We start from the raw sequence: 21,688 nt of genomic DNA, 5'->3' as shown, positions 1-21,688 counted from the left end.
GACGCTGCAAGGCCTACGCGCGTCAAAGCCTAGGGTAACAACAACGACGAGTCCCCGTAGGAAAAGAATCTATACTCCTGCGAGATGGCGTGGTCGTAGATCTGTCGCACCCGCTCCTGCCCCATCAATGCCGATACCAGCATCATCAGGGTAGACTTTGGCAGGTGGAAATTTGTCATCAGCGCATCTGCGATCTGAAACGCATATCCGGGGTAAATGAAAATATCTGTCTCCCCTTGCCATGGTGCGATCACTCCGTTTGACTTGGCAGCGCTTTCAATCAGCCGAAGCGCGGTTGTGCCGACAGGAATCACCCTCCGTCCTTCAGCCTTGGCTGCACTGATCCGCTCGGCAGCATGCTTGGACACCTGACCCCATTCAGCGTGCATCTTATGGGTTTCGACATCATCGACCTTTACGGGAAGAAATGTGCCTGCCCCAACGTGCAAAGTGACGTGCACGAATTCGACGCCAACTTTGGACAGACGATCTAGAAGTTCGGCATCGAAATGCAAAGAGGCCGTCGGAGCAGCGACGGCACCGGAAGTCTTGGCAAAGACAGTTTGATAATCGGTCTTGTCCTGCGCATCTGCGGCACGCTTGGCTGCGATGTAGGGTGGCAACGGCATTTGTCCCGCTATCGCCAGCGCATCATCGAACGCCTGACCTTCCAGATTGAACCCCAAAACCGCTTGCCCGTCGGTGCGAGACAAAACCTCTGCCACAAGTCCGGCCGCAAACGTAATCGCCTCCCCGTCGCGGACTTTCCGAAGTGGCTTTATCAACGCCCGCCAAGTTCCGTCTGTCGTGGGTGACAACAGCGTGACCTCCATCTTCGAGATATTTCCATCCCGTTCACGGTGGCCAAAGAGACGCGCAGGAATGACCTTCGTGTCATTCAAGACCAGCACATCCCCCGCATGTAGGTAATCGACAAGATCGGTGACCACGCGGTCCTCGATCCGGTCAGGTGTTGCGACAAGCAGCTTGGACGCACTGCGCGGCACCGCAGGGCGTGTCGCAATCAGCTGCTCTGGCAGGTCGAAGTCGAAATCGCTCAATTTCATAAGTGCTGTCTCAGTTTTGTAGTTTTGGCGGCGGCTGGCGGAATATCTCCCGGAAGATGCCCGGCGTCAGAACTGACAAGGGATTAACTCCCACTTTCGGCCCGTCCGCTGATCCTTTGAGTGTATAGTTGAACCCGAACAGTCCCTCGCCTTTGCGTGGCGCGAATAACGCCCCAAACAAGCCATTCACCGCATAGATCGGGGAAACCACCCCGCGCATATCCATTCGCCGTGTTCCCGTATTGTAAATTCCGTCCATCGTGATCCCCATCGAAGGTCCGACGGCGGACGAGCTTCTGAGCGTCACACCGCCCGGCGTCAACAAGAATCGCGCTTCGGTGTTGGTGAACAGAATGCCATCCCCGGTGAGCTGTTCCAGCAGGCCGATCACACTAATCGCGGACAACAAATCAGCCAGAGCCGGAGCTTTTTTCACGCGCGTATTTGTGATCTTGAGCGCGCCGTCGAACTGACCCGGCTTTCCATTGGGCTGCAACGTCAATGACATCTCCCCACCATTCACGTTTTGCAGGATGCCTGTCGCGGATATGACCCTACCCCCGTTGTCCGATATGATGCGCACCGCTGGCCCTTTTCCCGTTGGAATAACCGTGCCTGAAATTGCGGCCTTGCCGTTCAGGTTCGCTTTGAAGGTGCCGTCGATCCCCCTGTCATTGCGAAAGCTTCCGCGGAACTGATCCATCGCGATGGTGTCGGTCACCACCAACCTGTCGAGCGCGAATTCCAATGGTGGGCCGCCCGCACTGCTCCCCCCAGTCGTGACGCCAAACTTGCGAATGTCGATCGTTCCGCCCTTGATCACCACCAACGGTTGCCGGTTCGCCCCACGCCCGACAATCTCGACCCGCGAGTTGAGACGCCCGGCAACTTTAAGCGGCGTGAACACGGCCTTATCAAGCCCGCCACCATTGGGCTTCAACGAAACAGTGCCGCGCGCATCCAGACCGCTGACCTGAGCACGCACATCATTGACCTTTGGCGTGTCGCCCATGGTCAAATCCAAGATCAACGAACCATTGGAGGCGCGTGATTTTGCCCACCCCAATGCCGGAATAGACAATCCAACACCTCTGAGGTCCGATGTCAGCTTTGCTTGCGGTGCAGCCCCTTTCGCAAGCTGGATTTCCATTTTCGCAGTTCCTTTCCCCGAAACACTGCCCTTGGGCAGGCCGACGTTAAACGCCTCAAGCATGCGGGGTGACAGTTCGATGTTGCCGTCGACCTTGCTGGTATTGCCGGTTCCTTTGCCAATTTCGCGTGACCAGACGACATCCATCGGGATGCCATCAATTGTACCCTTCCCCTCGATCGACAAGGCACCATCGCCTGCCGATACATTCATTTGGTCAGAGCGCAACACACGCCCTTTGATCAGGGTCTCTGAAACAACATCGCTCACCTTGGCCGAGACCACGTAGCCGACATCCTCGACTTCGACCTTCGGCTCAAGTGGAACGGTCAACCGCGTCGAGACGACCGCGCTTCCGGTTGCCACCTCTGGGGAAAGGTCGGATTTGGACAGGAACTCGAACGGCTCCATATCCAACAAATAAAGCGCCGCGGGCAGCGGGCCGTCCAATGTCAGATCAAAGACCGCGACCGCTGGCTTGGCTGTCATATCCGGGATTTGCATAACCGACCCGCCGGCCTGCAATGCGCCGCCGCTGGGGGCGGTGATTAGCCCCTCCGTCACGCTGAGGTTGAAGGAGTTGCCTGATATGGATGCAAAACCATGAGCACTCTCAATCGGTGGTAAGGTCTTCAGATAACTCACCTTCGCCTCTTCAAAGTCGAAGCTAACGGCGGCCTTAACGGGTTCTTCCGGTATAACGCGAAGTGCGGCATGGGCGTGTTTCACGCGCCCTCCTTGGATGTTCTCGATCAACCATTTACGCGTTTTGTCCACCGCGTTCTCGGGCCACAAGGCCATCAGACGGACATGATCAATTTCGTCAATTCCAGCATTGAGGGAAACCGACCACCCCGCTGGCAACACGTCAACTGATCCTTCCGCCAACAGCTCCGCCCCTTCGTTGCGCAGCACCAATTGGCCGATATCAAGGGCAAGTTCCGCCGGACGATAACGCAAATCCAGTGCGCCTTCCTGGAAGATTACAGGGGCTTCGAACATCCCTTCGGGTGCAAGACGGACATTCGTAAAGCGAAACTGCCCCAAAAGAGTTTGCGGGATACCCGCCTTGAAATCGAGGAGGTCCGCATGGCCGGTAGCACTTAGTCGAAGCTGTGGGGAATCCAGTGCTATCTGATCAAAGATCAAGCGCCCCGTAGCCGCCTCGTACCGGATATAGCTTTTGGAGGAGTTGAAAGGCACCGGCTTCGCCTGCTCTGTCGGGCGCAAAGCCCCTTTGGCAAGATCCAAGGTTCCAGCCAATCCGACGACCTGCCCCGCCGCATCAATTTCAGCCGTCAGCGAACCGGAAGCGGGCGCATCCAAGACGTTGAGAAAGTTCAAAGCCCCGATCTGCGCCGCAAGATCGCGGGCGCGCAAATCATTGAATTTCCCGACAAGCCGTGCCCCTTCGGAGCCTTTGGCTTTATCGGCAGAAAAAAACAGCCGCGCGGGCGGGCCGCTGGGCTGGTCAAGGTCAAAGGCCACATTCAGACCAATCACCTTGTCGCCATTGGTCAGCTTCAACTGCCCCTGCTCTACAATTGTAACCTCGCCAGTTCGCTGATCAGACAGCCGGATCGTCAGCGATTCAGCGCTCGCCTCCTCCATCTCTTCCATCCACGGCGCGTCAAGCCAGTCATCAATCTGCTTCATCACCTCGGCCATCGACCCGGCCTTAACCTGAGCGCCGCCCATCTGGGTGCCAAAAGCAAGTTCGATCTGACCGTTCTGGTTACGGTTCAACTCAAGGATTGCGCCCTGAACTTCGACTGTTTCAAGTTTGATGCGGCCAAGCAGCAGTTCGGACGTGTCGAGCTTACTGCGCAATTTTGGCAATGCCAGTATTGGGACACCACCCGCGTTGTAGACCTCGATACCGGTGAAATCGACGGTCGGGCGATACGCGTCATCCCGCAAACCAACTGCAATCGTGGCCAAGGCAATCCGTTCCCCGTCTAACTCGGTGTTCAGGCGTTGTTCAACCTGCTCAACAGCCCATTGCGGCAGCTCAATGCTGCGGCCCATCACCGATAGCAAGGCAATGATCACAAGGAAAAAAGTGAACGTCAGAAGCGTGCCGAACACCGAGAAAAACAACATGACCGCCCCCGGCTTACGGTGGCGCCACTTGGTGCGGGGTGGGTGTGCGTTATTGTCCCCTTCGACCTCTGCCTCGGGGGGGAGTGTATCTTCCTTGTTTTGCGTGCCGTCGTCGGCCATGCCACCTCGTCTTTCAGTCGGGGCGCGCAAACAGTTGCACTCGCCCCTTTATCTTTACATACAGCGCCCTACCCTCGACGACACATCAAATCGACATCAAAGGACAAAGCCCTATGACACAAATTGGCGAGCTTGCCCCCGACTTTACCCTTCCTCGTGATGGTGGCGATACTGTCACGCTTTCCGCACTCCAGCCCTCGAAGGTTGTTTTGTACTTCTACCCGAAGGACGACACTCCGGGTTGCACCAAGCAGGCCATCGGGTTCACCGAGCAATTGCAAGCCTTCAAGGATGCAGGATGCGAAGTCATCGGTGTGTCCAAAGACACTGCTGCAAAGCATGACAAGTTCCGCGATAAGCATTCTCTGGGCGTCATCCTCGTCTCGGACGCAGAAGGGGACGTCTGCGAACAATACGGGGTGTGGAAAGAGAAGAGCATGTACGGGAAAACCTTCATGGGCATCGAGCGCTCGACATTTTTGATCGGCAGTGATGGCAAAATCCTGCAAGAATGGCGCAAGGTTCGCGTGCCCGGGCATGTTGAAGCGGTACTCGAAGCGGTGCAATCCGTATGAGCACGAGCTTGCGGGAAATGTCGGTCGCGGTGCTCACCACGGCTGATCCGCGCCAGAAGACCGCACTCTCGCGCCGCTTTGCCGAAGAATGGCGAACAGCGCGCAAGAATGGCCGAAAGATCGAACTGGGCAGCGCCCAACCGCCCGACATGCCCGCGCGCCCGTCGAAACCTGAATTATTGAGCCCCCGTGACGTCGCACAGCGCAAACCCGGAACGCCGGAGGGGCGCATCGCAATGCTGCACGCTATCGCACATATCGAACTCATTGCCGTGGATTTGCATTGGGACATTATCGCCCGCTTCCCGGATGTAGATTTTCCGATGGGCTTCTACGATGACTGGGTTCAGGCCGCCGATGACGAATCCAAGCATTTCAACCTGATGGCGGATTGTCTTGAAGCGCGCGGAAGCCACTATGGCGCGTTGCCCGCACATGCAGGCATGTGGATGTCGGCCAGCGAAACCTCGAATGATATCATGGGGCGGCTTGCCGTTGTCCCGATGGTTTTGGAGGCGCGAGGGTTGGACGTGACGCCGGGCATGATCAAGCTGTTCAAGCAGGCGAAGGATCACGCTGCCGTCGACGCCCTGGATGTCATCTACTCCGAAGAAGTGGCCCATGTCGCATACGGATCGCGATGGTTTCACTTTCTTTGCGGTCGTGAAAATCTAGACCCGACACCGACCTTTCACACCCTTGTCCGGCGATACTTTCATGGTCAGCTAAAGCCACCATTCAACGAAGAAAAACGTGCTGAAGCGGGGATCGCGCCCGACTTTTACTGGCCTTTGGTCGATCAGCAAAAACCCTGAACGCGCCGCTATCGGCAAGATACCGCCAAAAATACGCGGAAATGACGCAGGTTGTCACATCCGGCGGCTTAATTGTTGCGTGGTTTACGCTCAATGTTTAAGCAACTCCAAGTTGACAGAACGGTGGGGACCCGCAGTCAGCTTTTATGTCTGGGGAAAACGGGAAGTAGAACTGTGAAAACACGTCTTTTCAGCGCACTAGATCATGCACTTGAACGCAGGTTGCCTGAACAACGCCTCTTTCTGAAATCGGAAGAAGGTACGCGCTTCATTCGTTTGCGCCCGACCATGCAGGCCGGGATCGTCCTTGGTGGCGCTGCAATCGCATGCTGGACGTTTGTCGTTACTGCTATTTTCCTGATGGACACGATCAGCTCTGGCAATGCCCGTGAGCAAGCGCAACGCGAGCGCGCGATTTACGAAGCCCGTTTGAACGCCCTGTCCAACGAGCGCGATGATCGCGCAGTCGAAGCCTCGGCGGCTCATGAACGTTTCTACGTGGCGCTTGAACAAATCTCCGAAATGCAATCGTCCCTGCTTGCTTCCGAAGATCGCCGCAACGAACTGGAAACCGGTATCGAGGTGATCCAGACGACATTGCGCAAAACCATGAAAGACCGCGACGCAGCCCGTGACGAGTCAGAAGTCCTGCTCGCTCAGATCAACGCCGATGGCAATTCCGACGCCCCTCTTCTTGCGCGCGCCAAAAGCACTGACGGCTCGGTCTCGTTCCTGACTGAGGCTCTGGAGCAGACCGCTGCAGAGCGCGATCAAATCGCCCGCGACGCCCAAGACGCTATTGATACTGCCGCTGAGCTGCGCTTCACGCTGAAGATGAATGAAGACCGCAACGAGCAGATTTTCTCGCGGCTGGAGGAAGCAGTCACTGTGTCCTTGGAACCGCTTGATAAAATGTTCCGCGCTGCAGGTATGCCGACCGAGAGCATCCTGCGCGAAGTGCGCCGCGGATATTCCGGCCAGGGCGGCCCGCTTCTGCCTGCAACAATGTCCACATCCGGTGGCGGTACTATAACCGACAAGACATCCACCCGCGCGAACCGCTTGCTCAAAGAGCTGGACCGCATCAACCTGTTCCGCATCGCAGCCGACAAATCGCCTGTGGCGATGCCGGTCAAAGCCGCCTTCCGCTTCACGTCGCCCTTCGGCTATCGCAAAGACCCGAAAGGGGCTGGTCGCCGGATGCATGCAGGCGTCGATTTTGCCGGCTCACGTGGTACCCCGATCTATGCAACCGCTGACGGAGTTGTGACTCACGCAGGTTGGCAATCGGGCTATGGTCGCCTTGTGAAGATCAAACACGCCTTTGGTATTGAAACCCGCTATGCCCATAACTCGAATATTCGTGTAAAAGTCGGTCAAAGGGTATCGCGTGGGGACCGTATCAGTGATATGGGAGCCACTGGCCGTGTCACCGGCACCCATCTTCACTACGAGGTCCGTCTCAACGGAACTCCGGTCAACCCGATGACCTATATCAAGGCAGGACGCGATGTTTTCTAAAAGCAAAATCAACGACCCAAGCGCAAAACCGGCAGAGGACAGCTCGGCACCAGCCAAGCCAGCCCCCTCGTCTTCCAGCGCTCCAAAGCCAGACTTCGCTGCTTCGGCACCTCGTCCCAAAGCGCCACCATCGTCATTGTCGACTGACCTGACAATCACCGGCAACATGAAGACAACGGGCGACATCCAAGTCGAAGGCAATGTAGAGGGCGACATCCGCGCCCACTTGCTGACAGTTGGTGAAACCGCCGTGATAAAAGGTGAAATCGTTGCTGACGACATCGTCGTCAACGGCCGCGTCATTGGTCGTGTACGTGGTTTGAAGGTGCGCCTGACTTCTACGGCGCGTGTCGAGGGTGATATCATCCACAAGACAATCGCGATCGAAAGCGGTGCCCATTTTGAAGGCTCTGTTCAACGTCAAGACGATCCGCTCAACACCGGTGCCGGTAAGGGTGCGGGTGCTGCTTCAGCGGCCAAGCCTGCTTCTCCGGCCCCTGCTTCGACTGACACTCCAAAAGCCTAGAATCTTATGGTCGAAAAAGCGTCCTTGGGCCAAGCTGATCCGAGGACGTTACCTCTTTGCGCACCCGAAAGCCGTCCCTATCTGTTGGCCGCAGCGATTCTTGCGTCCTCTCTCGGGTTCATTGATGGCTCGATAGTCGCAATCGCACTTCCTGCGATGCGCATGTCACTTGGGGCTTCACTCGTCGAAGCGCAGTGGATTTCCAACGCCTACATGCTCACCCTAAGCGCCTTGATCCTCGTTGGTGGGGCTGCCGGCGACAGGTTGGGCCTTGCACGGGTGTTTGGCGGTGGCATTGCCTTGTTTGTGCTCGCCTCGATGGCGTGCGCCTTTGCCCCGACTGCCAGCTTCCTAATTTCGGCCCGCGCGGTTCAAGGATTGGGCGCAGCCTTCATGGTGCCCGGTTCTCTGGCGCTCATCAGTCGTGCCTACCCGAAAGAAGAACGGGGGAAGGCGATCGGCACATGGGCCGCCGCAGCGGCAGTGACCTCCGCGCTCGGCCCGATCATTGGCGGCGTTGCCTTAACCGTTGGCGGTCCGGATGTCTGGCGCTGGATATTCGCTGTCAACCTGCCCTTGGGTTTACTCGCCCTTTACTTCCTTTTCACAAAAGTCGAGCAAGACCCGAGCCAACCGGAACGCGGCATCGACATTCCGGGCGGGGTTTCGGCAGTTTTGGGCCTTGGGTTAATCGCTTGGGCGCTTAGCGGCGCCGAACACGGAGAGGCTGTCTCCAAAGCGTCCCTTTATCTTGGTTTGGCTGGAATCGGTGTCATGCTTGTGTTTCTGCGTATCGAGGCGCGAAGTCCGCATCCTATGATGCCGCTATCGCTCTTTCAGAACAGTGGCTTTGCGGTCGCTAACGTCGCCTCCTTCGGCATTTATTTCGCCTTCTCAGCCATCTTGATGTATCTGCCCATGGTCGTCATCGGCGGCTGGGGCGAGTCAGAAATCACCACATCAGCCGCCTATGCGCCTCTCTCCGTATTTATCGCGCTGCTTTCAGGATATGCTGGCAGGTTGGCGGGACGCATCGGTCCTACCTCATTGCTTGTGGGAGGTTCCTTGGTGCTGGCCGCAGGTTACGCGGCTCTAGCACTTGTCATCCCGACGCAAAACTTCTGGGGCGCAGTTCTACCGGCGATGTGCCTACAGGGCATCGGCATGGGCTTGGTTGTGGCGCCCTTGTCGACTGCTGTGATGGGCTCTGTCGCACCACATGCGACCGGCACGGCGTCCGGTATCAACAACGCGGTGATCCGCATGTCCAGCTTGATCGCCGTCGCGGCTATGGGAAGCGTCGTGGCAATCGGGTATGGCGCTGCCGAGGGGCCCGCGACCTTCGGGGAAATTATGCAGGACCCTGGCCATGCTGCGGCGTCAAATGCAGCTTTCATCAAGGTTGCTTGGGCGGCCTGTGTGATCTGCCTGATATCTGCGGCAATCACCGCGATCGGCGGCCGAAGCGCAGCGCGTGGCTAACGCGGCTTAGTCTTCGGCCCGCGCCTCTGCGCGGGACTTGCCAGAGACATCTAACGCCAGCGTTGCCCCCATGAACCCGTCAAGATCTCCGTCCAGCACACCTTTGGTGTCTGAGGTCTCGTAGTTGGTGCGCAGGTCTTTCACCATCTGATAGGGCTGCAATACATAGGACCGGATCTGGTTACCCCAGCCAGCGTCGCCCTTGTTTTCATGTGCTTCGTTGATCGCCGCGTTCCGACGCTCCAATTCCATCTGGTAGAGGCGCGATTTCAAAGCCTTCATCGCGATATCACGGTTCTGGTGTTGTGACTTCTCTGACGACGTCACGACGATACCTGTCGGCTCGTGGGTAATACGCACGGCTGAATCCGTGGTGTTCACGTGCTGCCCGCCCGCACCCGAAGATCGATACGTATCAATGCGAATGTCTGACGGGTTAACGTCAATCTCGATATTATCATCCACAACCGGATAGACCCAAACAGAGGTAAACGACGTATGTCTCTTGGCTGCACTGTCGAACGGCGAAATGCGCACAAGACGGTGCACGCCGGATTCCGATTTCAACCAGCCATACGCGTTGTGGCCGCTGATTTTGTAGGCAACGGATTTGATCCCTGCCTCGTCACCAGGCGACATGGATTGCAGCTCTACCTTGTAGCCACGCTTTTCAGCCCATCTGGTATACATGCGCGCCAGCATGGACGCCCAGTCACAGCTCTCGGTGCCCCCGGCCCCGGCGTTGATCTCCAGAAATGTGTCGTTGGCATCCGCTTCGCCATTTAGCAGCGCTTCCAACTCCGCCGCCGCAGACCGCTCTTTCAGCTTCACTAGCGCAGTCTCCGCTTCGGTGACGACGTCAGCATCACCTTCCATCTCACCAAGTTCGATCAACTCGACATTGTCGTCGAGCTCTTGTTTCATGCTCGAATAGCTATCTATCGCATCAACCAGCGATTGACGGTCGCGCATCAGTTTCTGGGCTGCCTCGGCATCGTCCCAAAGGTTCGGGTCCTCGACCCGCGCGTTGAACTCTTCCAGGCGGTACGCAGCTGTTTCCCAATCCATCCGCTGGCGCAACAAAGCCAGGGATTTCTCGATAGCATCCACATTGTTCTGAGCGTCCGCGCGCATAAGGATAGTCCCGTAATTTTAGTTAGATCAAGGTGATAGGCCACAGCCCGCCGCCACGCAAGCAGGCTTCATCTTGGCAAAAATATTCCCGCCGGAGGCGCAGGGGGATTTAATACAACCCGCCCGCACTCAAAGTGCCGAAGTTCGCCCGCTTTGGAATAACCGCCTTCTTACCCGTGGATGTAGTCACCTCGGTCACCGCTGTCACATCGTCGGATCCGCGTGTGAACAAGTTCAGGTTCGACCCCATGGCAAAGCCACCGTCGATGATTGCGCCAAGCCCGTATGCCGGCTCCTCGCCATCGCGGAAATACTCAACCACGACATGGTCGCCACTTGCGTTTGCGGGCAAGACGGCACCGGTAAAACGGTCAATCTTGACGAAATAACCACCCGGCGGCACGTCGAACTTCCCGCCGCCATATTTGGCCGTCGCCTTCTTCATGAACCGGTTGAACACTGGCCCACACATGCCACCACCGCTTGCCCCCCGGCCAAGGCCGCGTGGTCGGTCATAACCAATATAGCAGCCCGCCACGATGTTCGAGGTGAAGCCCACAAACCAGACATCTTTGGCGTCGTTGGTTGTGCCGGTTTTACCAGCAGTCGGCACGCTCAGGTTCACGGTTTTCCGCGCCGTCCCGCGCTGGACAACGCCCTGCATCATCGAGGTCAATTGATAAGCTGTAATCGCATCCATCACCCGCTCACGGCTGGAGGTAATGGTCGGTGCAAAATTCGGATCAAGTGATGCAAGCTGGCAATCCTCGCAGGACCGTTTGTCATGCCGGTACACCGTGCGGCCCCAGCGATCTTGCACGCGGTCGACCAAGGTCGGCTCAACCCGCTCGCCGCCATTGGCGAACATCGCATAAGCCGTCACCATCTTCAACAAAGTGGTTTCCTGCGCCCCGAGGGCATTCGACAGGAACGGGTTCATGTCGTCATAAACACCAAACCGCTCTGCATAGCTCGCGACTGTATCCATGCCGATTTCCTGAGCCAGACGAATGGTCATCAGGTTGCGCGATTGCTCGATCCCTGTGCGCACAGGTGCTGGACCGTAAAAGCGGTTGGAGGCATTCTTTGGACGCCACAAGCCCTGAGGTGTGTTGATCTCGATCGGGGCGTCGACGATAATCGTGTTCGGTGAAAAACCACTGTCCAGCGCCGCGGCATAGACGAACGGTTTGAAGCTCGAACCCGGTTGGCGGGTGGCTTGCGTCGCACGGTTAAATACAGAGGCTTGGTAGGAGAAACCGCCCTGCATCGCCAGAACACGGCCCGTGTTCACATCCATCGCCATAAAGCCGCCCTGCACTTCCGGCACCTGCCGCAATGACCATGTGCCATCGTCACGCGGGCGGACATGGATAATGTCGCCAACATCCAACAAACTGTCTGCATTCGCCGACGCTTTGCCCAGCTTGCCGTCTTCCAGCCTTGGTCGCGCCCATTTGACGTCCGCGCCCAAAATGCTACCTTCTTCACCAGCACCTTCCACACCGACGGTCGCATTCGCCCCGTCGAACCCCAGCACCACGGCAACGCTCCAACCTTCGATGTCCCGCGGGAACACAGTGTCGTTCAAAGCTTCGCGCCATCCGTCACCTGCCAGCTTTTCGGGCTCAATCTTCGCCTTCACACGGTGAAATACGCGGCGGCCCCGGTCATAGCTTTCAAGCGCTCGGCGTAGGGAACTTGCTGCCTCTTCCTGCAATTCGCGATCAACCGTGGCGCGAATGGTCAAACCGCCACCAAAAAACTCCTCCTCGCCAAAGTCTTTGGACAACTGGCGACGGATTTCATCGGTGAAGTAATCCCGATCGGGCAGTTCTGACTTGAAGTCCGCAAAGCTGCCGCTTTGTACGGTCGACAAGGGTTTTTCGCGCGCAACCTTGTAGTCATCTTCCGAGATGTAGCCGTTCTCGAACATTTCACGCAGCACGAAGTTACGCCGTCCAGTCGCGCGTTCGGCTTCGCGAACGGGGTGATAGCGCGATGGAGCTTTGGGAAGAACCGCAAGGTAGGCCGCTTCTTCTACATTTAGCTCTGACAACGTTTTGTTGAAATAGGTTTGAGCTGCAGCTGCTACGCCGAAACTGTTCTGGCCCAGAAAAATCTCGTTCAGATAGAGTTCCAGAATTTTGTCTTTGCTCAGCGTGCCTTCAATCCGCGACGCGAGGATCAATTCCTTGATCTTGCGTTCAGCGGACCGGTCGCCAGAAAGCAGGAAGTTTTTCATGACCTGCTGCGTGATCGTTGACGCCCCACGAAGACGCCCACCCTGCGCGGCATCCAACGCAGCCTTGGCCATCCCCAGAGGATCATAGCCCTTATGCGTGTAAAAATACTTGTCCTCTGCCGAGATAAACGCCTGCTTCACAATGTCAGGGATTTCATTCGCAGGTGCAAACAAGCGTCGTTCTTGGGCAAATTCGTCAATCAGTGCGCCCTGACCCGAATAGATGCGACTGATGGTCGGCGGAGAATACTGAGCCAACGTGTCGGTGTCGGGCAAATCGCGCGAATACATAAAGAAGATCGCACCAATCAGCAGCGCTACCGCGAAGGCACCGATGCAGATCAGACTGAAGATCGACCCGAAAAAGGAAAGAATCGCGCGCAGCATTAGTTCTGCCCCCAAAAGCATGTTGAACAACATATATGTGCAGCACCGCCCGAGGTCAAAACACCCAAGGGGGGAAAACAGGCTAAAACCGGCCAGTTTCGATCACGTTTTGGCGCGATCATCATCGACCAGCCGCGATTGCGTCGTCTTCCAGCGCCCAAAGGTCGAGCGCGTCAACGATTCCAGCCGCAGCCTGACTACGCCACACCTGATCTTGCAGCCGGTCCAGATCCCTTTCGGAAGACATAAAGCCCAACTCGATTAGAACCGATGGAATATCAGGGGCTTTCAGCACCGAGAACCCAGCCTCTAGACGGGGCCGCTTGTGAAGCTTGCCCAACGTATTGCGCAACCCGTCAACCAGCGCTTCGGCCAGCCGGTCAGTGCGCGGTGTCGTTTCACGCCGCGCCAAGTCCATCAAAACGGTTGCGATCTGGTCGTCTTGTGCTGTCAGATCGACGCCGGCAAGGATATCCGTGCGGTCCTGCCGCTCCGCCAGATTGGCAGATGCCTCGTCAGAGGCCTCATCGGACAAGGTGTAAATGGTCGTCCCGGTAGCCCGCCCCTCTGCCAGTGCATCGGCATGCAGCGAGATAAATACATCAGCCCCCGCCGCGCGGGCCAGCGAAACCCTCTGAGGCAGTGAAACAAAACTGTCATCCTCTCGCGTCATGATGACATCATAGCGACCAGTGCGCAGAAGTTGCTCGCGCAGTTCCCGCGCGAATTGAAGCATAAGATCGGCCTCATCCACACCCGCCCGCTGTGCACCCGGGTCGACTCCACCATGGCCCGGATCAACAACAACCATTCGGCGGGTCTCGCCTGTGTTCGCAAGTTGCTCCTGCTGCCAAGCCGTCAGCTTTGTCACCGTGGATTTTGCGTGCTCCGAGAAATCGCTCTGGGTGGTCGGGGCAAGGGTTACCGTGATGACTGCGTCCCCGTCTTGGGGGTCGGTTTGCATACCGGCATTCTCGACCAGCATCGGCTCGGATAACTCCATCACGAGGCGCGACCAGCCATCGCGGATTGTTCCGGCGCGAAGTTCAGCAATGCGGTCTGACATATCCAATCCTGACAGATCGGCCTCAAAGGAGACTTCGCGAAAATCCACCGCAATCCTGTTGGGCGCATCGAAAACCTGAACGCGGTACGGCACCGCTTGTGTCAACGCCAGAGACAAGGTTGTGCTACCACGGTTGTCAGTCACGCGCGACGCATCCATGTCGACACGAGCAAGCGCGCGCAGGTCTTGCGACGCAGCGCTCATGGTCATCCCAAGGGACGCCAGTGCAATGAGTGAGATCAGCCTGCTCATGACCGCCTTTATTATTTTGAAGGCATCCTAACAGGATTCCTCAGACTGGCGAAGGCCCGAATTACCCGCGCTGCGCCATAAACGATGTCAGGCGCTTTATGCCTTCGGCGATATCATCCGTGCTGCGCGCATAAGAAAACCGCAATGTTGTGTGGCCTCGCACCGGATCGAAATCCAGACCCGGCGTGACCGCCACTCCGGCCTGCTCCAATATCTCGGCGGCGAAGGCGCGGCTGTCCTGCCTCAGGTCTGATACATCTGCGTAGATGTAGAATGCCCCGTCCGGCGGCGCGATCTTGTCGAAGCCCGCCTTGGGCAGACCATCCAGCATCAAGCGGCGGTTTTCCCTGTAATTCGCAAGCATTGCTTCGGTTTCGTCCCGTGCGCCCAAAGCACCGAGCGCTGCGATCTGGGCTGCGTGCGGTGCACATATGAACATATTCTGAGCCAACCGCTCGATCCGGCGCACGTGACCTTCGGGTACCACCATCCACCCCAAGCGCCAGCCGGTCATTGAAAAATACTTGGAGAACGAGTTGATGACATAGACGTCATCCGACAGCTCCAACGCCGAGACCGCGCGGCCTTCGTATTGCACACCATGGTAGATTTCATCCGAGATGAAGGCCGTGCCTTTAGCCTGACAGGCGGCAATCAAAGCGCCAAGGTCATCTTTGGACAGCATGGTTCCGGTCGGGTTGGCGGGCGATGCCACGATCAGGCCCGCAAGGTCAACGTCCGGCAATTCGGGGACGTGTCGGTCCGCGGCGTGCGTTGGAATGGCATAGGGGTCCAAGCTAAGCGCTTTGAGGATTTGGCGGTAGGACGGGTATCCCGGCTCGGTAACGCCCACCTTCTCACCCGCCTCGAACAGTGCGGTGAAGGCCAACACGAACGCAGCAGATGACCCTGCGGTGATCACGACGCGCGCCGGGTCCAGCTCGACGCCATACCAGTCCGCATAGAGCGCGGCGATGCCCTGACGCAGCTCCGGTAGGCCAAGGGCGACAGTGTAGCCGAGGGCACCGTCGTCCATCGCACGCGCCAAGGCTGCGCGCGCAGCTTTGGGTGCAGGTGTACCGGGTTGTCCCACTTCCATGTGGATGATTGAACGGCCCGCCTGCTCCAGACGGCGGGCTTGTTCCATGACATCCATAACAATGAACGGATCGACGTCGCCACGACTTGAACTTCGCATGATATCCTCGCAGGGTTGCGGTGTTTTGCGCTTCAAACCAGTCCCCGCGCTCGGGGTCAATCACTGGAAGGGACTCTGTATTGAAACTTTTGCGCCACCTGCTGTTGATCTTCATAGCTTCTTTGACGTCAGCGCCTGCCTATTCTGCCAGCCTGATCCGCGATGCTGAAATTGAACAAGCGCTCCAGCAACTTGCAAAACCCGTACTGCGGTCCGCCGGATTCGGCTCGGGCCGCATTCGGGTCTTGGTGATCAATGACCCGAAACTCAACGCGTTTGTGGTCGACGCAAATCACGTCTTCATCCATTCGGGGCTGATCATGAAGCTCAACCGTCCTGAAGCTCTGCAAGCGGTGATTGCGCATGAATTGGCCCATATTGCGAACGGCCACCTCACCCGCCGCGCAACCAATGCGCGCGTTGCTGGCCGTGTCACTGCCATTGGTATGGCCTTGGCTGCGGCCGCAGCGATCGGCGGGAATGGGGATGCAGCGGTCGGACTGGCCGCAGGAACCAGCAGTTCCGCCGCGCGGCGGTTCTTCGCCCATACCCGTGCCGAGGAATCGTCGGCGGACCAATCCGCGATGCGTTATATGGGCAGTGCCGGGCTGGATCCTTCCGCGATGGTCGACATTTTGCAGATATTCAGAGGTCAGGAGGCCTTGCGCCCGGGCAGGCAAGACCCTTATGCGCGGACGCACCCTCTGACCCAAGATCGGCTTCGCGCGGTAAAAGGCTTTGCCGCAAGCTACAAGAAACGCTCCCAACCGACCACACCCGAGGCAAGTTATTGGTACGCGCGCATGTCGGCCAAACTCAACGGGTTCCTGCGCAATCCGCGTTCCGTTCTGCGCCGCAGTGAAAGCAAAGGGAATGGCGAGATCGCCACATTGCGACGCGCCATCGCCTATCACAAAACGCCAAACCTGAAAAAAGCGTTGGCCGAGATGAACGCTTTGCTGAAAATGCGCCCGCGTGATCCTTACTATCATGAGCTAAAGGGGCAAATCTTGTTGGAAGCCCGCCAGTTCAACGCCGCCGTGGGCTCTTACAAGCAAGCAATGGCATTAGCGCCACGGGAGCCGTTGATCGAATCCGGATTGGGTCGCGCATTGCTGGCGCAAGGCTCCAGTGGTGCAGCCAAACAGGCCCTGACCATCCTGACAAGTGCAAGGTCACGCGATCCCGGCGATCCGCAGATGCTTCGCAATCTCGCGCTGGCCTATGCAAAGAATGGACAGAACGCCATGGCATCCGTTGCAACGGCGGAGCGCTATGCCGTGCTGGGTCGGTTCGATGACGCAGCCATTCACGCGAAACGCGCTATGGGCGCCCTGCCCCGTGGCTCGTCCGGCTGGCTACGTGCGCAAGACATTCTTTCCTCTGCCGAAGCGGCTCCCAAACGCAAAAAGAAGCGCAAATAAAAAAGGCCGGGCGATTGCCCGACCTTTTCTCATGTAGAACTGCGTAAGTTAGCGCCCGAGGGACCACCAGCCTTTGCGCTTCGGCTTTTCAGCCTCTGCCGTCGGTGCTGCTTCCGCGACCTCTTCAACAGGCTTCGGCTTCGAAACCCGTGTGCGGGTCTTCTTGGGCTTTGGCTCCGCCGGAGTTTCCTCATCTGCAACAATCGTAGAGGGTTCAGCCGCTGCGGGCTCCGCTGCTATGGCTGTCGTTGCCTCATCAGTCTTCGTCTTGGTCGACTTCGCTCGAGGTTTGCGCGTGCTGGTCTTTTTCGGCTTTTCAGCAGGAGCATCTTCCGACACTTCAACAGCGGCCTCTGCAACAGGTGCATCCTCGGTCTTTTTGGAGCGAGATCGTGAGCTGGTGCGTTTCTTCGGCTTCGTCTCAGCTTCAGCTTCGACTTCAGGTGTCGGTTCCGATTTCGCATCTGCGCTTTCGGTCACGGCTTCCTCAGTCTTGGTCTCTTCAGCTTTGGCGGAAGATTTAGACCGGCTGCGCGAACGCGACCTTGATTTCGGCTTCTCGCCATCTTCCGGCTTGGCCTCATCCGTGACATCCGCTTTTGCCGCTGGGGCGTCCGCTGTATCACTGTCAGCTTTCACGTCGCCATTGTCTTCACCGTTCTCTCCGGAGCCATCTTCGGAACGATTGGAGGATGACTTGGAGCGGCCACGCCCACCCCGACGACGACGGCGCTTTTTCTTTTTCGGGTTCCCGTTTTCGTCCAACTCTGGCGCATCTGCTTCTGCGACGACCTCGGCTGTTTCAACTTCAGCTTCGACTTCGTCTTCCATCTCGTCGATGTCAGACATGTCGATGCTGTCCATCGACACGACGTTCGAGGCAATAGCGTTGATCACCCGTGTCGCAGTTTTGAACTTCTCGATGGTGTAGTCCGGGCTGACCAGATGCGCATCAGCTTCCAGTCGCACGGCCATGTTGTAACGGCTTTCAATCTGGGCCACATGCTCGCGCTTTTCGTTCATCAGATAGTTGATGACCGCAATCGGCGCCTTGAGCAGAACTTCCTTCGACCGCTTGCGCGTACCCTCTTCTTCCAACTGGCGCAGGATGGTCAATGCAAGGCTGTCATCAGAGCGGATCAAGCCAGTCCCATGACAGGCAGGGCAAGGCTGTGTGGAGGCTTCCAACATGCCCGGACGCAGACGCTGACGCGACATTTCCAATAGGCCGAAGCCGGAGATACGCCCGACCTGAATGCGTGCACGGTCTGTTTTCAACTTGTCCTTCAACAGCTTCTCGACGGCAGTGTTGTTGCGACGTTCATCCATGTCGATGAAGTCGATAACAATCAGGCCCGCGAGGTCACGCAGACGCATCTGACGGGCGACCTCTGCGGCGGCCTCTAGGTTGGTTTTCAGTGCAGTCTGTTCGATCGAGCCTTCTTTTGTGGCGCGACCAGAGTTCACGTCCACCGCGACAAGCGCTTCTGTGGTGTCGATCACAATATAGCCGCCAGACGGCAATTGAACCGTTGGATTGAACATCCCTGACAGGTACGATTCCACCTGATGACGTGCGAACAACGGCATCGGATCGGTATAGCGTTTCACGAATTTGGCGTGAGACGGCATAATCATGCGCATGAAGTCCTTGGCCACACGATAGCCGGCTTCACCTTCGACAAAAACCTCGTCGATGTCTTTGTTGTAAAGGTCGCGGATAGACCGTTTGATCAGATCGCCTTCTTCGTAAATCTGCGCCGGAGCAATTGATTTCAGCGTCAGCTCACGCACCTGCTCCCATTGGCGTTGCAGGTATTCATAGTCGCGCTTGATCTCGGTCTTGGTGCGTTGCGACCCAGCCGTGCGCACAATCAAACCAGCACCCAAGGGCACATCGATCTCGTTGGCGATCTCTTTGAGTTTCTTGCGGTCGGCAGCGTTGGTGATCTTGCGGGAAATGCCACCGCCACGTGCGGTGTTCGGCATCAAGACGCAGTACCGGCCAGCCAAAGACAGGTAGGTTGTGAGTGCCGCACCTTTGTTGCCGCGCTCTTCTTTAACCACCTGAACCAGCAGGATTTGACGAACTTTGATAACCTCCTGGATTTTGTACCGCTTGGCGCGTGGTTTGCGCGGCTGGCGGATTTCCTCAATCACATCTTCCTGAGCGACACTTTCGATATTGTGGTTTTCCGAGGCCGAGGTTTCTTCGTCGTCATCGTCATCGTTATCGTCGTCGCTGGCTTCTGCGTCGCTGTTCAGATCGACCACATCCATGCCCGGAATTGCAGGTGCCACTTCGGCTTCGGTCGATGTGATTTCAGCTTCGCTTGCTTCAACCGGAGCCTGAGCTTCCGCGTCAGACGTACTGGCTTCGGCTTCGACAGCCTCCGTTGTCGCCTCTTCCGAAATCGGTTCCTTGACCTCTTCGGTCACCACCGCATCGTCAGTCTTGGACTTCTGCGACCGAGAGCGGGAACGGGACCGAGAGCGCGAAGACTTCTTCGGTTTTTCATCCTCTTCCGCTTGTTGGCGGGCATATTCCAGCTCTTCGTCGATCAGCGCCTGACGGTCAGCCATCGGGATCTGGTAGTAGTCCGGATGAATTTCCGAGTAAGCAAGGAAGCCATGGCGGTTTCCACCATAGTCCACAAAGGCCGCCTGAAGCGACGGCTCTACCCGAGTAACTTTTGCAAGATAGATATTGCCAGCTAGCTGGCGTTTGTTTTCCGATTCAAAGTCAAATTCATCAACTTTGTTTCCGTCTGCCACCACGACGCGGGTCTCTTCCGCGTGGGTGGCGTCGATAAGCATTTTCTTAGCCATGTTTTCCGATTGCATCTGGCCAACGACAAACACGCCCCGGGGGGCGCGGCATTGTTAACGGGATGTCTTGTTTGGGCGAGCCTGGACGCGGATGGCTGCAAAACGGCATGTGACGAGAGGACTCCCCCGCCATTATGTCCGTTGCTGTGCCTGTCGCGTCTCATCGCGTTCTTGTCTCCGACCATGACCTATTGCTGGTGCTGGCCTTACGAATGGTGCCACGGCGCGTTTTGCGAGCCAGCGGCGATGGCCCGAAAAGGGCCGTCAATCCTGCGGTGCTTGAGCTCGTTTTGTCCTTCGAGCATAGCTGCAGTGAAACTCTAACCGTCCAATGCGCCTGTTCGGGGCACCGAGCCGTCTTCAACACATAGTATTGTTTGCATGTCGATTACAATGAACAATCGCCGTTGTGACAGATTACTCACATTTTGCGATTACATGTGGCAGGCAGCTTAGACGTAGTCTGCCCTTTGCAATCCGTACTTTGCCATCTTTTCGTTCAAAGTCCGGCGCGGCAAACACAACTCGTCCATGACACTCGCGATAGAGCCTTTGTGGCGGCGCATTGTGTTATCGATCAACATCCGCTCGAATGCTTCAACGTACTCCTTGAGCGGTTTACCTTCGGTCGTCACCACCGGCCCCATCTCCGAGTTATCGGCCATCAGCAAGGACGCAATCGAGCCTGAACCGCGGCGGTTTTGCAGAACAGCACGTTCTGCGACGTTGATGAGCTGGCGCACGTTGCCGGGCCATGGAGCCTGCAACAGCTGAGCTGCTTCTTGCGCGGATACTTCCGGCGCGTCAGAGCCGTATTCCTCGCCGAATTGCTCTCCAAAGCGGTTAAACAATGTCAAAATATCCTCGCCTCGCTGGCGTAGCGGAGGGATGGTGATCTTCATTGCAGCTAGGCGGTAATACAGGTCGGCACGGATCAGGTCTTCGCAGGTTTTATCCTGCTCTTGGGTGTTGCAGATTGCGATGATCCGCGTCTCGGCAGGGCTGCCCTGCTCGTTAATCAACTGCAACAACCGCGCTTGCAGCGTTCCTGGCAGAGCTTCGATGTCTTCCAGCACCAAGGTACCGCCGCGCGCCTGCTCGACCAACGGAAGCTCTTCACCTTCGACGACAGGATCAAACAACTTCTTCGACAAAGAGGCCTCGTCAAAAGCGGCACAGCTTAGGGTTACGAACTTCTTACCTGCGCGCGGCCCTACTGCGTGAAGCGCATGGGCGATCAAGGTCTTGCCAGTTCCGGTCTCACCGTCAATCAGCACATGACCGTCTGCCTGCCCCAGATCAAGAACATCCTCGCGCAGACGCTCCATCACGGGCGAAGAGCCTATCAGCTTGCGCATCAATGCAGCGCCATCCGATAATTCCCGACGCAGCGCGCGGTTGTCCAATGTCAGACGTCGCGAAATGGTGGCGCGCTTGGCAAGCTGCGTCATGCGGTCGGGGTTAAACGGCTTCTCGAGAAAGTCGAACGCCCCGACGCGCATCGCCTCCACCGCCATCGGAACATCACCGTGGCCGGTGATCATGATGACGGGCAAAGCGCTGTCCTGGCTCATCAGACGTTTAAGGAACTGCATACCGTCCATGCCGGGCATCTTGATGTCGCTTACCACGATACCGGGATAGTCGCTGCCGATGCCCTTCAACGCATCCTCCGCGCTAGAGAATGTCTCGGTGTCGTAGCCGGAAAGCGCAAGCCACTGGGAAATAGACTGACGCATGTCCTGTTCATCGTCGACAATTGCAATTTTCAATGCGTTGGCCATGTGCTGGCTC

General features: G+C 57.3%; 14 protein-coding genes. 6 read left to right on the top strand and 8 right to left on the bottom strand.

Annotation, left to right across the window (positions count from 1 at the left end; all coding sequences use genetic code 11):
* Positions 1-29: 29 nt before the first annotated feature.
* Together queA and BDE40_RS04375 are read right to left on the bottom strand one after the other, a co-directional pair.
* On the bottom strand, positions 30-1,067 hold the full coding sequence (gene queA, locus BDE40_RS04380) for a tRNA preQ1(34) S-adenosylmethionine ribosyltransferase-isomerase QueA (RefSeq protein ID WP_134013172.1): 1,038 nt from the start codon (positions 1,065-1,067) through the stop codon (positions 30-32).
* A gap of 10 nt (positions 1,068-1,077) precedes the next feature.
* Positions 1,078-4,440: a DUF3971 domain-containing protein gene (locus tag BDE40_RS04375; RefSeq protein ID WP_134013170.1), complete on the bottom strand. Its 3,363-nt coding sequence runs from the start codon at positions 4,438-4,440 to the stop codon at positions 1,078-1,080.
* 113 nt (positions 4,441-4,553) lie between these two features.
* On the opposite strand from BDE40_RS04375, the gene bcp reads away from it, so the two are divergent.
* The 5 genes from bcp (at position 4,554) to BDE40_RS04350 (ending at position 9,359) form a co-directional block, all read left to right on the top strand.
* On the top strand, positions 4,554-5,015 hold the full coding sequence (gene bcp, locus BDE40_RS04370) for a thioredoxin-dependent thiol peroxidase (protein ID WP_134013168.1): 462 nt from the start codon (positions 4,554-4,556) through the stop codon (positions 5,013-5,015).
* Entirely contained in the window at positions 5,012-5,830 is an 819-nt protein-coding gene (locus BDE40_RS04365; RefSeq protein ID WP_246030356.1) for a ferritin-like domain-containing protein, read from the top strand. The genes bcp and BDE40_RS04365 overlap by 4 nt, the downstream gene beginning before the upstream one ends.
* A 174-nt stretch (positions 5,831-6,004) precedes the next feature.
* Complete coding sequence (locus BDE40_RS04360) at positions 6,005-7,351, top strand: M23 family metallopeptidase (RefSeq protein ID WP_134013166.1); 1,347 nt, start codon at positions 6,005-6,007, stop codon at positions 7,349-7,351.
* Positions 7,341-7,877, top strand: a complete 537-nt coding sequence (locus tag BDE40_RS04355; RefSeq protein ID WP_134013164.1) for a bactofilin family protein — start codon at positions 7,341-7,343, stop codon at positions 7,875-7,877. The genes BDE40_RS04360 and BDE40_RS04355 overlap by 11 nt, the downstream gene beginning before the upstream one ends.
* 84 nt (positions 7,878-7,961) lie before the next feature.
* Positions 7,962-9,359 (top strand): MFS transporter, encoded by a 1,398-nt coding sequence (locus BDE40_RS04350; RefSeq protein WP_162848024.1) that lies wholly within the window; start codon positions 7,962-7,964, stop codon positions 9,357-9,359.
* Between the two features lie 6 nt (positions 9,360-9,365).
* On the opposite strand, the gene prfB is transcribed toward BDE40_RS04350, so the two are convergent.
* The 4 genes from prfB to BDE40_RS04330 all read right to left on the bottom strand — a co-directional run bounded on the left by prfB (position 9,366) and on the right by BDE40_RS04330 (position 15,641).
* A complete protein-coding gene (gene prfB, locus BDE40_RS04345) occupies positions 9,366-10,493 on the bottom strand; it encodes a peptide chain release factor 2 (protein WP_134013159.1) in 1,128 nt (375 codons plus the stop codon).
* A gap of 109 nt (positions 10,494-10,602) precedes the next feature.
* Entirely contained in the window at positions 10,603-13,125 is a 2,523-nt protein-coding gene (locus tag BDE40_RS04340) for a penicillin-binding protein 1A (RefSeq protein ID WP_134013157.1), read from the bottom strand.
* A 121-nt stretch (positions 13,126-13,246) separates the two neighbouring features.
* On the bottom strand, positions 13,247-14,443 hold the full coding sequence (locus BDE40_RS04335; protein WP_134013156.1) for an N-acetylmuramoyl-L-alanine amidase: 1,197 nt from the start codon (positions 14,441-14,443) through the stop codon (positions 13,247-13,249).
* 61 nt (positions 14,444-14,504) lie between these two features.
* Positions 14,505-15,641, bottom strand: a complete 1,137-nt coding sequence (locus tag BDE40_RS04330; protein ID WP_134013154.1) for a pyridoxal phosphate-dependent aminotransferase — start codon at positions 15,639-15,641, stop codon at positions 14,505-14,507.
* Positions 15,642-15,721: 80 nt separating this feature from the next.
* On the opposite strand from BDE40_RS04330, the gene BDE40_RS04325 reads away from it, so the two are divergent.
* Entirely contained in the window at positions 15,722-17,065 is a 1,344-nt protein-coding gene (locus BDE40_RS04325; protein ID WP_246030355.1) for a M48 family metalloprotease, read from the top strand.
* A gap of 48 nt (positions 17,066-17,113) precedes the next feature.
* Here BDE40_RS04325 and BDE40_RS04320 read toward each other — a convergent pair whose 3' ends face one another.
* Positions 17,114-19,894 (bottom strand): Rne/Rng family ribonuclease, encoded by a 2,781-nt coding sequence (locus tag BDE40_RS04320; RefSeq protein ID WP_134013152.1) that lies wholly within the window; start codon positions 19,892-19,894, stop codon positions 17,114-17,116.
* Between the two features lie 452 nt (positions 19,895-20,346).
* Positions 20,347-21,678, bottom strand: coding sequence for a sigma-54-dependent transcriptional regulator (locus BDE40_RS04315; RefSeq protein WP_134013150.1), 1,332 nt, complete (start codon positions 21,676-21,678; stop codon positions 20,347-20,349).
* Positions 21,679-21,688 lie beyond the last annotated feature (10 nt).

Source organism: Litoreibacter halocynthiae, from assembly GCF_004365635.1.
GTDB lineage: Bacteria > Pseudomonadota > Alphaproteobacteria > Rhodobacterales > Rhodobacteraceae > Litoreibacter > Litoreibacter halocynthiae.
Note: the sequence above shows the minus strand (reverse complement) of the source record. Positions and strands in the feature narration are given on the sequence as shown.